The sequence below is a fragment of the Mesobacillus stamsii genome (assembly GCF_030814065.1).
Classification (GTDB): domain Bacteria; phylum Bacillota; class Bacilli; order Bacillales; family Cytobacillaceae; genus Mesobacillus; species Mesobacillus stamsii.
The window spans coordinates 131,344-143,745 of the sequence record NZ_JAUSUN010000009.1 but is presented as its reverse complement, the minus strand read 5'-3'; the positions used below and the strand labels follow the sequence as shown (position 1 = coordinate 143,745).

Here is a 12,402-nt window from a genome sequence, read left to right as displayed (position 1 = left end):
TAAAGCCAACCAAAATTCATCTCCCACCTACTCATTGGGCTTTAGCCCTTCCCATTCCTTGAGGATGGGAGACTTCTTTCGGAAATCCGTTAAAAACCAACCATGACCTTTCGGACGTGGATATTGTTGATCGTTCAAAGGATGATATGTCCTTCAAATATTTCCTGGACATGACTCCAGAAGAGGAAGTTATAGACCCGAGTTCCCTGACCAAATTCCGAAAATTGAGGTTAAAGGATCTAAACCTCCTGGATTTGCTTATTAATAAAACGGTGGAAATTGCTTTAGAAAAAGAACCGATTCACTTCCAAAAACATGGAAGTGAATCGGTTCTTTTCGTTTGGATTTTCTAGAAAATCTTAAAAATCGGCAGATTTTCAGTGGCCTCACCTGTTCCGGCCTTCCTTTTTGATAAAAATGGCGTAGCTGATTTTGCTAAAAAGGTGGTTGATTTATTCCCTTACAACCTTCTTGTTTGGTGCGAGCGGCACCGGGAGGACTTCTTTCAGATTAAACGGTCCGAGCTGATCAATATTTGGATTGGTAAATCTGACACCTTTATACTCAAACTCGCTTGCTGTCATCAAGATCGCCTCGAGATTCGGCATAAAATCTTCCTTCAACTTTGTTTCATCAGATAAGGTGAGCTCGAGCACTTTATCCTTAGTTACACTTTGGGCGAACTTAAAATTATCTGGAAGTGATGGTGCAAGATATCCTTTTTCATCTCCAGTCTCCATCTGTGCAAATGCCTCGTCAATTGATTTATGCTGGTATTTTGTTGGCACAAGATAGGGATTTGTCAGCCCTTGCACTTTTAAAAACAAGTAAGCTCTCCTTTTTGTTGCTTCCGCATTTAGCGGAATTTCTTTCATCAGACCAAAGTTTCCTAACTCAACCCCCGGTTCCCCTTCGGTAGTAAGAAGCAGTTTTTCTATGCCAACATCGGTAAAATTCTCAGTCATCGAATCAATAAAATTTACCTCTGCTGCACTTCCATATTTATATGGATGATTTTGTTTTACATCCATTGTCAATGTGCTTGTCGCTTCGTCATACGTCCAGTAGGCGTTTATTGGATAGTAATCAGTAAGCCCCCATTCAGCTTCCGTAAGTTTAGGCATTATTTCTATATAGTTATCGATCCAGGATTTTCCTTTATCATTCGGCCATATTACCGACACGGGGACAATTGCCATTGCCTGCTGATCAGGAATTGCAAAGGTGAAAATTTGAGACGACTTGGAGCTGAGCTCGTCTGGATAAACGGAAATTAGCCCGGCATATGGATTGGCTTTATCCATTGCGGCAAATTCCTCCGTATTTATTTTCTTATTTGTAGTGTCCCCCATCAATCTGTTTCCTTGCTCAACAGCACTTTTCTTTGCAGAATCATCACTAGTTGCTGTATTCATAGATGATTTATCTCCCTTTGCAGAACTGCTGTCCATACTCTGGTGTTCTGAAAAGTTATTGCCTAACAGTCCTGGAGAGAGAATAAACGCGAGAAAAAGTACTGCAGCGAGAGCCGCTCCAGGAATGACCCATGTTGGCATTTTCCTTCTTTTTTCCGCTCGATGGGCGATATGCTGATAAATGTCACGAGAGTCGCGATGATCCTTTATCTTTGGCATCTGGCCGAGGAGGTCTTCTAGCTGCTTATCGCTTAGCTGTGACTTTTTCACTAGTCATCCCTTCCCTTTCTATCGTTTCTTCCATAAGCTTTTTCAATGTCTTTAAAGCGCGATGCTGTGTCGTCTTGACCTTGCTTTCTGTCCACGATAAAGCTTCGGCTGTCTCAGAAATTGTCAGTTCATGTATATAGCGCATGATGATGACCATTCGTTGGTCGAGAGTGCATTGATCGAGGCACTTGTACATCATTTGGATTTCTTCGCTTTGAAGCAGCACTTCCTCGGGCAGCGGCTGTTCATCCCTTACCTGTTTTGCTGACAGATCGAAGGTTTCCAGCAATCGCTGCTTCCAGCCCTTTTGTTTCCGGAAATGATCGATTGCGACATTCCTCGCGATCGAGAAAAGCCAGGTTTTCTCACTGCTTTTGCCTTCAAAGCTGTCATACGCCTTGAGAACACGGATATAGACTTCCTGTATAAGATCCTCTGCTAATTCCCTGCTTTTCACCATATAAAATAAAAATTGAAAAACGTCATGATGATATTTTTGATACAATTCATCAAAAACGGAGTTCATAGGTCTTTTCGCCTCCGTATTTATAAGATTAGTCGTAAAGCAACTTAGAAAGTTTCATCTTAACTATATAATTTATCGTTTGGAAATGAAAGGATTTTTTCAGAGAATGATCGTGTCAGACAAACTCCACCTGAACGAAAAGGCTGTACCAATCTGATAAAGATTAGTACAGCCTTTTGTGGGAAAACAATGTTCCTTGTGAATCAAGAATAGTCGGCAAGTTAATCGATATTTCGGGGGATGAAAAAGGAAAATGTTGTACCATGTCCTATTTTGCTTTTTACAGAGATATTTCCTCGATGTGCGTCGATAATATTTTTGGCAATCGCAAGTCCTAGACCTGTTCCGGAAACTCCACGTGTCCTTGACTTGTCTCCCTTGTAAAAGCGTTCGAACAAAAACGGCAAGTCTTCCTCCGGTATACCTGACCCCTGGTCACTGACTTCGATATACAAGCCTCGCTCATCGGTACGCCCAATAATTTCTACAGACGCAGAATCTGGAACATGCCTGATCGCATTATCGATTAAATTAGTCAATACTTGTTCGATTCTGTCTGGATCCATCCGAAAGAAGCGTTCCTCTGTTTCGAGTTTGACAGACAGTTCAATCCCTTTTTCTTTTGTCAGTCCTTGAAACTTGCGGATCACTCTGTTTATATATGGTTTCAATTCGACGGACTCAAGGTTTAACAGGGTATGACCTGCTTGCATGCGGGCTAAATCAAGGAGTTCGTTGACGAGACGGCCCATTCGGAGAGACTCATCGTAAATGACTTTCGCCATTTCCTTTTTCTCTTCGTCCGTCTGGGCAATTTCATCCACTATCGCTTCACTATATCCTTGCAACAGCGAAATGGGAGTACGAAGTTCATGTGAAACATTTGCGATAAAATCTTCCCTCATTTTGTCGAGTTTTCTTTCCTCGGTCATGTCTCTTACTACGGCGACAGCCCCGCGGATGAAGCGTTTATTATAAAGAGGACTGACTATGATGACCCATGTTCTTCCCTGGGCTGAAATTTCGCCAACTTGTTCTTTCTCTGTATTAACTGCCAACAGGAACAGTTCCATCACTTCTGAGGGAACCGCATCTGAATTTTCTGATGCGAGCCCTTGCTCATAATACCAATTTCTAAGAAATATTTCAGCAGGAGGATTGGTAATCAAGATGGTTCCATCACGATTGAAGGTAATGACCCCATCCGCCATCGAGCTAAGAATGCTTGTTAGCTGTTCCTTTTCCTGGCTGAGGGCATTCATGTTGAATTTTAACTGTCGTCCCATTTGATTAAAGGCCGTGGCTAATTCCCCAATTTCATCATGAGTGAGAATCGGTACTTTTGTATCAAATTTCCCTCTGGCAACTTCAAAGGCAGCTTCCCTCATTTTTCTTAATGGAGAAGTAATTCTCGTTAACAGGAAGAAAGCAAAGATGGTTGTAAGTATGATAGCAACGCCAGCAGCTAGCAAAATGAATTTAGAAGTCAGTTTTGTCGTTTCTTCCATTACTGCCAGGGATTGATAAATAAAAACAGCACCGTTTTCTTTTTCTTGTTGATGAAGCGGTACTCCAATCATTAAATATTGAGTAGACCCTGCCTCGTTTGTATCATTTGGCAAGGAAGTGATCATATCAACTGTCTTATCTCTTTCGAAAACTAACGACAAATCTTTATCTGTTGTATAAAAAGAAATGGGTACATGAGTTGTTTCGTCGCTGCTGGGAGAATATAAATACGTATTTTGATCTTTGATGACCGTTACCTTTTCATTGTCATCAATGAGTTCCCAAGCGATCTCAAGAGCCAAAGCTTCTTCGTTACCAGGATGTTCTTTGAGCACCCTGGCGATTTTATCAGCTGTGTGGATCATGTCTTTGCGGGTTTCATTAATATGATAGTTTTCAAAAAATTGCAACAAGGTTACTGTCAGAATGAACAATACGAATGAAACGAGCAATAGGATGGTAATCCATAGTTTTCCTACTACGCTTCTCCAAAACATCATTCATTGACTACCTCGAATTTGTAGCCTACCCCCCAGACGGTCACAATCATTTTTGCAGCCTGTTCGGATACTTTGTTCAGCTTCTCGCGCAGTCTTTTTACATGCGTATCTACCGTACGCAAATCACCAAAAAATTCGTAATGCCATACTTCCTTCAACAATTGTTCACGGTCAAATACCTTATCCGGTGTTTTTGATAGGAAATAAAGCAATTCATATTCCTTTGGTGTTAAACTGACTTCCTTGCCATCAGCTAAAACCCTATGAGCATCATTATCAATGGTTAAATGAGGGAAAACAATCACGTCTTTTGCAGTCGTTTCAGTCTGCAAATAACTTGTACTGGAAGAACGTCGCAACATCGCTTTGACTCGCAATACAACTTCGCGCGGACTGAATGGTTTAACAATGTAATCATCCGTACCGACCTCAAAGCCCTGTACTCTGTTTACTTCCTCTCCTTTTGCTGTAAGCATGATGACAGGCGTCGATTTCTTTTCGCGAAGGTCACGGCAAACTTCGATTCCATCTTTTCCTGGCATCATTAAATCAAGCAGGATGACATCGTAATCGTTTGCAAGTGATTTCGCTAGTGCCTCATTGCCATCTGCAGCTTCATCGATTATATAGTTTTCTCTTTCAAGATACATCTTCAATAATCTTCTGATTCTATCTTCATCATCGACAACTAAAATCTTCACTTCTTTTTCCATCAGGTATATCCCTCCTGCAATTATTTTACATAAACAAACGTGTTCTTACCATGTTTTTTTAAAAAAGGCCTTCACTTAAAACAGTGAAGGCTGTCATGAATTTGACACAATTTTACGATCCTGCATAAGAATGAAGACCCGCGATCACAAGGTTTACCGCTACAAGGTTGAACATAATAATAATAAAACCAATTACCGCCAGCCATGCTGATTTTTGCCCATGCCAGCCTTTTGAAAGCCGCAAATGAAGGAACGCTGCATAAAATAACCAGGTAATCAATGCCCACACCTCTTTTGGATCCCAGCCCCAGAATCTTGTCCAGGCAATTTGGGCCCAAATCATAGCAAAAATCAGCCCGCCGAGCGTAAAGACTGGGAAACCGATCAGCACGGAACGGTAGCCTATTTCATCCACAAGATCTAAATTAATATTCTTCGTCCACGGCTGAATGGCAGCAGCGACACGTTTGCGCAGGATGAGTCTTAAGAAACCATATAATACAATGCCCGCTCCAATCGACCAAATAACTGTATTTAATTTTCTTGCACTGATGATGGCAGGTGTTTCAAACAATGGCTCAAAACGACTCTGATCTGTCATTTCATACTGATAAGGCCCTACGAGAGCAGGGAGCGAATATTTCTCTGTATCGGGCTGTCCGTCTTTGTTTATATAGTTGAAGTTTACCGAATAATCGGTTGCAGCAAAATAGCTTGATACAAACACAAACCCGAGTGTACTGACTAATCCAAACAAGACAACCTCCAGCCAAATATTGCTTTTCGTTCTTTTTTGCTGGTCGACGCTTTTCACAAGATAAATCAAGCCGGCAGCAAAACTGACTGCCAAAATCGATTGACCAATTGCGGTAGTCGTAACATGAATATGAAGCCAATAACTTTGTAATGCAGGGATCAAGGGGGTGACATCCCTCGGAAACATGCTTCCATAAGCAATAATTAAAGCCGCTATTGGCAGTGTGAACAAGCCAAGCAAAGGCGTTTTATACATGAAATATATGAAGATGAAGGCACCTACTAGTGACATGCCAAAGAAGGTCGTAAACTCAAATAGATTGCTGACAGGTGCATGCCCGGATGCAATCCATCTTAAGATGAAAAATATCAGCTGAGACACGAATCCAGCAATTGTGATGATGATGCCAATCTTGGCCCATCTATTTGGACCAGCCTTTTTATCAGCATGTCTCTTGTCCTTGATCGCTCCTCCAAAAAACAAAATACCGACTAAATAGAGGATAAAAGCTGTAAACAAAAAATTAGAACTTAACTCAACCATTGTATTCCCTCCTACTCCTTTTTGTCTTCGGCTTCCTGGTCCTTTGGTGCATCGATTCCCGAATCAGCAAAGACTTCATCTAGCTCTCTCTTCAGACCATACCAATTTTTATTTGTGTGCGCAGCTGTCCAAATCTGGCCATTTATTCTTCTTATCCATAGGCGGCGATGGTTCCAGTACGCACCCTGGACGACACCGATCATGAAGATCAGTCCTCCAAGCCCGATTATCCATAGTGTATAGTCTTTTCTGACAGTCAGTGCTGTCACATTCTTTGTTTCGATTCCTGCGAAGGTCATTTTGTAATCATTTTCTCCCAAAGGCTCAAGATTCTGCCTAATTGCGACGAAACTAACTTCGCCATCGGGCTTATCGGGAGTGATCATGTTGAAAATGAAGGCAGGATTATTGGGAACACGTGATTTCGTCGCAGGCTCTCCGTCTTCATTAAACTCAAAGTCCGGGAAATAGCTCATTACTTCCACTTTGTACCCTTTTCCTAAGTCATAACTCATTTTGGGATCGTATAAATCTACTACAAGATCGCCAAATTGCTCTTTTGTCTGTTTATTCTCCAGCTTGAATGCCATTTTGCTCATTTCCCCAAGCTTATAATCGACTTGATATAAGGCGTAACCATCTATTTTCAAAGGTTTATTAACCTGGATGGACTGATCGCGTACCTTTTCAAGTTTTGGAGTTTCACCAGGAATTATGTCCCCCTGCCGTTCGTAAAGAGTCGCATTCGTCTGATAGTTTTTCACGACGGTGCCAACCTTACTAATAGCATCCTTAAAGACTTTTTCATCCTTATCCTTATCATATACTTCGAAAATAAATTGATTGTTTTTCAAATAATAGCGGCCTTCCGTACCAGGAATCGATTTCGTCTCGCCATCCCTCAACCAAAGAATTTCATCTACATACATTCCCGGAACGAAGCGAAGCATGCCGCCTATTAAAAAAATGATCAGGCCAAGGTGGTTAACATAGGGACCCCATCTGGAGAAACGGTTTTTTTCTGCAAGGAGATCCCCATCTTCCTCTCGCAGTTTGTATCTCTTTTTTGCTAACTTGGCTTTGATTTTCGCCGATGCTTCCTCGGGCAATTCAGCATCTGACACATGGAACATCCGCTGACGTTTCAAGAAACTCTCATGTCTTTTTACTCGTTGGTTTTTAAGGGATCTATATAATGGGACAACTCTGTCCAGACTGGCAATAACAAGTGAAATGCCAAGAGCCGCAATTAGGATTAAATACCACCAGGAACTGTATAGATTATGGAATCCAAGATCATAATATAGTTTTCCCAGCCAGCCATACTTTTCGCCATAGTATTCTGATGCTGGCAAAAGCGGCGGAATGTACATTTCCTGTGGAAAAATTGTTCCTAGTGAAGATGCGATCAAGAGGATAATGATCAGCGATATCCCCACTTTCACAGAGGAAAAGAAATTCCATATCTTGTCAATTATCGTCTTGTTATACGTTTGTGAACGACGGGCACTTCCCTCATAGCGCATGTCAATAAGCTGCTTTTCTTTCTCGTTGTCCTCCAGCAATCTTCCGCAAGACTCACAAAGGATCGTTCCCTGCGGATTGACATGGCCGCACTCACATTTTACTTCTTTCATGCTAAAAACTCCCTGTTCCCCTTACTTTAAGGTTTAATCTGTTCCATGAATGCACGGACTGTTTCTTCCGTTAATTCCCCGGTATGAATTCTCACTACATTGCCTTCTTTGTCAATCAGAAAAGTAATCGGCAGCGGATTGATTCCGTATGTTGACTGGACTGCTCCATCGTCAATCATCACAGGAAAATTCAGTCCTTTTCGATCGATAAATCTGTTGACAACCAGGTCTGTTTCACCGGAATCAATCGCCAGCACCTGTACCCCCTGATCCTTGAACTGCTGGTACTGATTTTCAATATAAGGCATTTCCCTTTCGCAAGGTTTGCACCAGGTTGCCCAGAAGTTCAGGAACACCCCTTGTCCCTTATATTCTGACAGCCTATGCTTATTGCCTTCCATATCAACAAGGACAAAATCTGGAGCAGGTTCTCCAACGACGATTTTATTATTCTTATCCTTATTCATGTTTGCATATAATGTATATCCGACAGCCAAAGCCATTACGACGAGAATGATTGTCCGAGTGATAAGTCGTTTTTTCTTCATTCCCCTATCCCCCCATGTTTTTCTCCTTTATTATAACATTCTACCTATTTTTATGTTGAAAAGTCATGACTTTTTCATTGCCAAAACACGAAGCTGTTTTACTTCATGATGGGTAAGCTCTCTTATTTCTCCCGTTCTTAGACCATTCAAAGTAAGAAATCCATACTTTTCACGTTTTAGTTTCAAAACAGGATGGCCAATTGCCTCGAACATTCGTCTGACCTGCCTATTTCTTCCCTCATGAATCGTAATTTCGACTATTGCTGTATCTTTCCTTTTATCAACATTCAGCAACTTAGTTTTTGCCGGAGCCGTTTTGCCATCTTCTAGCATTACGCCTCGTGCCAGGCTTATCAACTTTTCTCGAGACGGAATTCCTTTCACCTTTGCAACATAAACCTTGTCTATTTCATTGCTCGGATGCATAAGCAAATTGGCAAACTCTCCGTCGTTCGTCAACAAAAGTAAGCCTGATGTATCATAATCCAGCCTACCAACAGGATATATCCGCTGTTCAACTTTCCGGAAAAAGTCGGTCACCACTTTTCGCCCTTTGTCATCCTCGACACTCGAAATAACTCCGCGAGGTTTATAGAACAAGAAATATACCGGTTCTTCTCCTTCAATCTTTACTCCATCCACTTCGACTTGATCAGAGGAAGTCACCTTGCGGCCGAGTTCTTTGACTACGTTGCCATTCACCTTAACCCTGCCTTCGAGGATCATTTCCTCTGCTTTTCTTCTCGATGCTATCCCTGCGTGTGCAATCACTTTTTGCAGTCGTTCCATGAAAGGTCACTCCTAATTAAGATCAATTACCTTTAGTATTCAACTTTCTATCCTTATGAATTATGACATAACTTTCTCTTATTTCAAAGTAAGCAATGGTATAAAAAGCATAAAATAAATCAATAAAATTTATTAATCTTTAACATTCGTTTTCTTCAACTCTTTAAAAAAGAAGAAGCTGCCTTTAAAACGGCAGCTTCTTCTTTTTCTCGGTCGTGATGAACATCTAGTGAAACACCGTCCTTGTTTAGTCAAGTATTGTTCATTTCGGGAACATTAAGGTGACAACAATGATCGCTGTTACAATTGCTACTGCGTCCGCTAGCAAGCCGACTTTGAGTGCATCGCCCATCTTTTTGATTCCGACTGCCCCGAAATAAACGGTAAGGACATAAAAGGTCGTGTCCGTACTTCCCTGTAGCGTGGAAGCAAGGGTACCAATAAACGAGTCCGGTCCATGGACACTGATCAGGTCGCTCGTAATTCCCAGTGCAGCTGTCCCCGATATCGGCCTGATCAAAGCAAGCGGGACAATTTCCGCGGGAATCCCCACAATCTCCAAGCTTGGACGAATCCAATTCACCAGGACATCAAGTGCCCCCGATGCCCTAAAGACGGCAATGGCAACCATCATCCCTACAAGAAACGGCATGAGCGACACAGCCAATTTGATCCCTTCTTTACCGCCTTCCGTAAAACTTTCATACGTTGGAACTTTTTTATACGTTCCATACATCAGAATAAAAGCGATCAAGACAGGAATGAACCATAGTGATATCGCAGAAACAATTTCCATTTTAATTTACCCCTTTTTGCTTCGTCTATAGTGAAAAAATTTATCAATCAGCACCGCTGCAACTGCTGAAACTGCGGTTGCCACAAGGGTCGGCCCAACGATTTCAGTTGGATTTTCGGAATGATAATTCATCCTGATAGAAATAACTGTTGTCGGGATGAACGTGATACTTGCGGTATTTATCGCGAGGAAGGTGATCATGGAACGACTGACTTCGTTTTTTCCTCCATTCAAGTCTTTCAGTTCTTCCATTGCTTTGATTCCTAGAGGTGTTGCTGCATTCCCAAGTCCAAACATGTTTGCGATCATGTTTGACAAAATATAACCCATGGCAGGATGACTGGAAGGCACTTCTGGAAACAGCTTGGAGATGAAAGGCTTAAATAAGCTGGAGAGTTTAGACAATAATCCTGCATCCTCCGCGATCCTCATCATTCCTAACCAGAAAACAAGGATGCTGATCAAGCCAATGCTGATCGTTACCGCCTCCTTTGCCCCTGAAAAGACCGCTTCGTTCACCTCTGTCATTGTGCCATTGATCATCGCAAATCCAAAACCGATTAAAATCATTGCCGCCCAAATATAGTTAACCATGGTCTTTGACCCCGGCTATTAAGGTGAAAATATCTTTAAAAAAATCAAAAAAAGACTTGTTCTCTTTTTCTGCCCTTTGGTAATACACTGGCAAACTGCCAATCTGTTTATCTTTAAGGTAAACATTAGCCCGGCCGACAATCTGCTGACTCGGCAAAGCGCGGTTTGACTGTCCTGGTTTTTTTAATTGATATTCTATCCTCACTAGCTTTTCTTCTTCTGAAGTTAACGGATAAACAAAGGAATGGTCCAAATAAACTTTATTTTTAAAGGCAGAGTCCTTGACTCCATCCACTTTTCCTTTCGAAAGAATTTCTGCGATATCATAATCGGAATATGTCGTTTCAAACATCTGAATATGGTCGTTCCAATCGTCGGGGGCATTGAGTGTGACGGCGATCATTGCGAAATCGCCCTTTTTTGCAGTAGATACTAGCGTCCTATTCGCCCTTTTTGTGTAACCAGTTTTCCCTCCGGTACTATATTTGTATTTTTCTGTAAGGAGCCTGTTCTTATTTTCCCATACCCTATCCCAGGTTTCTGTTGGATTAGGAGCCCTGTGAACCTTTGTTGCCGTGATCTTCTTGTATGTTTCATTGTTCATCGCATAACGCGTCAATAATGCCATATCATAAGCAGTTGATACATGGTTTTCATGATCATCGAGACCATGCGGATTGGCAAAATGAGTATCAATCATCCCGAGTTGCTGTGCTTTCTCATTCATCATGTATACGAACCCATCGACGCTGCCTCCCACATGTTCCGCAATTGCGACTGCCGCGTCATTCCCTGATCTAAGCATCAGCCCATACACAAGGTCTTCCAGTCTGATTTTTTCACCAGGTTTTAAATAAATCGACGATCCCTCCGTCTGAACTGCCTGATCACTTACTTTCACCATTTCATCTAGTTTCCCAGATTCGATCGCCAGAATTGCTGTCATGATTTTTGTAATACTGGCAATCCTGCTCACCTTGTGAGCATCTTTTTCGAATAAGACTCTTCCTGATTCCTGTTCCACTAAAATAGCACTCTGGGCACTTACGGAAACAGAGGCCTGGACTGTTCCGGGAATGCTGCAGATCAACAAAGTGACGATCACTACTAGTTTCACCCAAATCCTTTTCATTGATTGACCCTCGTCTCCTTTAGCAGTTTGTACAAGTTTATGCAGGACAAGGTATGTTATGACATCTGTTTTACCGTGTGTAGCCCATACTCTGCCACATCTGGGAAATAAAAAAGGAACAGCTGGGTTGGCTGTTCCTTTGAGGGGTATTATCTTGATTGAAGCATTTTTGTCCGGTAATCTGTTTCATAGTATTCTAGTTCTTCTCGGATTCCCTGGAAGCCGCTTTCCAGGCTGATGAGCAAGTTGCTTAGCACAGGTGCGACTGGCTCCCTGAACTTGATGGCATTCTTGCCGGTATAAGCGGATCGACTATCTTCATACCAGGCATCGTTTTTTGGAGAAAAGAATTCTTCGATGCACTGATAATAGATCCTGTATAATGTCTTTTCTGCTGCTGGTTTGGAAAAAACTTCGGCTTGCAGGATTACCTTGCAGGCATCTAGCCCTTCTTCACAATAAACCGCAAGCTTTCGGAGACTGGAGAGGATGGTTTTATAGTATTCCTCCTCTGCCGGCTGTTCTTGGTGTAACCCCTCTAAAGTCGTTCCGTTTAGAAAGCTCTCGAGCGTAACGACCGTGGTGGTCAAGAACTTACTTACGTCTTCAATTTGCGTTTTTACGATTGTATTGCTCAAAATGACACCCCCATTGTTTTTTTACCGCATCTTTT

At 41.9% G+C, this 12,402-nt stretch carries 12 protein-coding genes and 1 pseudogene; 1 reads left to right on the top strand and 12 read right to left on the bottom strand.

Annotated features, from left to right (window positions below; genetic code table 11):
* Positions 1-89: 89 nt before the first annotated feature.
* Positions 90-293 (top strand): annotated as a pseudogene (locus tag J2S25_RS09870) (transposase family protein); the annotation flags it as partial.
* A gap of 159 nt (positions 294-452) precedes the next feature.
* Here the strand turns inward: J2S25_RS09870 and J2S25_RS09865 are convergent.
* From J2S25_RS09865 to J2S25_RS09810, 12 genes are all read right to left on the bottom strand, one after another.
* Positions 453-1,685 carry an RsiX family anti-sigma factor gene (locus tag J2S25_RS09865; RefSeq protein WP_307191779.1) on the bottom strand — a complete coding sequence of 411 codons (1,233 nt, stop codon included), beginning with the start codon at positions 1,683-1,685 and terminating at the stop codon, positions 453-455.
* A complete protein-coding gene (gene sigX, locus J2S25_RS09860) occupies positions 1,660-2,211 on the bottom strand; it encodes an RNA polymerase sigma factor SigX (RefSeq protein WP_307191778.1) in 552 nt (183 codons plus the stop codon). The genes J2S25_RS09865 and sigX overlap by 26 nt, the downstream gene beginning before the upstream one ends.
* Before the next feature lie 221 nt (positions 2,212-2,432).
* Positions 2,433-4,220 (bottom strand): ATP-binding protein, encoded by a 1,788-nt coding sequence (locus tag J2S25_RS09855; protein WP_307191777.1) that lies wholly within the window; start codon positions 4,218-4,220, stop codon positions 2,433-2,435.
* Positions 4,217-4,933 carry a response regulator gene (locus tag J2S25_RS09850; RefSeq protein ID WP_044394380.1) on the bottom strand — a complete coding sequence of 239 codons (717 nt, stop codon included), beginning with the start codon at positions 4,931-4,933 and terminating at the stop codon, positions 4,217-4,219. Before J2S25_RS09850 ends, J2S25_RS09855 begins: the two co-directional genes overlap by 4 nt.
* A 112-nt stretch (positions 4,934-5,045) precedes the next feature.
* On the bottom strand, positions 5,046-6,233 hold the full coding sequence (gene ccsB, locus J2S25_RS09845; protein ID WP_307191776.1) for a c-type cytochrome biogenesis protein CcsB: 1,188 nt from the start codon (positions 6,231-6,233) through the stop codon (positions 5,046-5,048).
* Positions 6,234-6,244: 11 nt separating this feature from the next.
* A complete protein-coding gene (resB, locus tag J2S25_RS09840; RefSeq protein WP_307191775.1) occupies positions 6,245-7,870 on the bottom strand; it encodes a cytochrome c biogenesis protein ResB in 1,626 nt (541 codons plus the stop codon).
* Positions 7,871-7,896: 26 nt separating this feature from the next.
* Positions 7,897-8,418: a thiol-disulfide oxidoreductase ResA gene (resA, locus tag J2S25_RS09835; protein WP_044394377.1), complete on the bottom strand. Its 522-nt coding sequence runs from the start codon at positions 8,416-8,418 to the stop codon at positions 7,897-7,899.
* Positions 8,419-8,481: 63 nt separating this feature from the next.
* Positions 8,482-9,207 (bottom strand): 23S rRNA pseudouridine(2605) synthase RluB, encoded by a 726-nt coding sequence (gene rluB / locus J2S25_RS09830; RefSeq protein WP_307191774.1) that lies wholly within the window; start codon positions 9,205-9,207, stop codon positions 8,482-8,484.
* Between the two features lie 262 nt (positions 9,208-9,469).
* Positions 9,470-10,003, bottom strand: a complete 534-nt coding sequence (locus J2S25_RS09825; RefSeq protein WP_044394375.1) for a spore maturation protein — start codon at positions 10,001-10,003, stop codon at positions 9,470-9,472.
* Positions 10,004-10,009: 6 nt separating this feature from the next.
* On the bottom strand, positions 10,010-10,597 hold the full coding sequence (locus J2S25_RS09820; RefSeq protein ID WP_044394374.1) for a nucleoside recognition domain-containing protein: 588 nt from the start codon (positions 10,595-10,597) through the stop codon (positions 10,010-10,012).
* Positions 10,590-11,729 carry a D-alanyl-D-alanine carboxypeptidase family protein gene (locus J2S25_RS09815; protein ID WP_044394373.1) on the bottom strand — a complete coding sequence of 380 codons (1,140 nt, stop codon included), beginning with the start codon at positions 11,727-11,729 and terminating at the stop codon, positions 10,590-10,592. Before J2S25_RS09815 ends, J2S25_RS09820 begins: the two co-directional genes overlap by 8 nt.
* Positions 11,730-11,878: 149 nt before the next feature.
* The gene (locus J2S25_RS09810) at positions 11,879-12,367 is read right to left on the bottom strand and encodes a YpuI family protein (RefSeq protein ID WP_044394372.1); all 489 of its coding nucleotides are present in this window, start codon (positions 12,365-12,367) and stop codon (positions 11,879-11,881) included.
* Between the last annotated feature and the right edge of the window lie 35 nt (positions 12,368-12,402).

Bases quoted from the DNA above. Each gene is read 5' to 3' on its own strand.
- rluB (WP_307191774.1), bottom strand. From the start codon at position 9,207: ATGGAACGACTGCAAAAAGTGATTGCACACGCAGGGATAGCATCGAGA.
- sigX (WP_307191778.1), bottom strand. From the start codon at position 2,211: ATGAACTCCGTTTTTGATGAATTGTATCAAAAATATCATCATGACGTT.
- J2S25_RS09820 (WP_044394374.1), bottom strand. From the start codon at position 10,597: ATGGTTAACTATATTTGGGCGGCAATGATTTTAATCGGTTTTGGATTT.
- J2S25_RS09825 (WP_044394375.1), bottom strand. From the start codon at position 10,003: ATGGAAATTGTTTCTGCGATATCACTATGGTTCATTCCTGTCTTGATC.
- resA (WP_044394377.1), bottom strand. From the start codon at position 8,418: ATGAAGAAAAAACGACTTATCACTCGGACAATCATTCTCGTCGTAATG.
- J2S25_RS09850 (WP_044394380.1), bottom strand. From the start codon at position 4,933: ATGGAAAAAGAAGTGAAGATTTTAGTTGTCGATGATGAAGATAGAATC.
- J2S25_RS09815 (WP_044394373.1), bottom strand. From the start codon at position 11,729: ATGAAAAGGATTTGGGTGAAACTAGTAGTGATCGTCACTTTGTTGATC.
- J2S25_RS09855 (WP_307191777.1), bottom strand. From the start codon at position 4,220: ATGATGTTTTGGAGAAGCGTAGTAGGAAAACTATGGATTACCATCCTA.
- ccsB (WP_307191776.1), bottom strand. From the start codon at position 6,233: ATGGTTGAGTTAAGTTCTAATTTTTTGTTTACAGCTTTTATCCTCTAT.
- resB (WP_307191775.1), bottom strand. From the start codon at position 7,870: ATGAAAGAAGTAAAATGTGAGTGCGGCCATGTCAATCCGCAGGGAACG.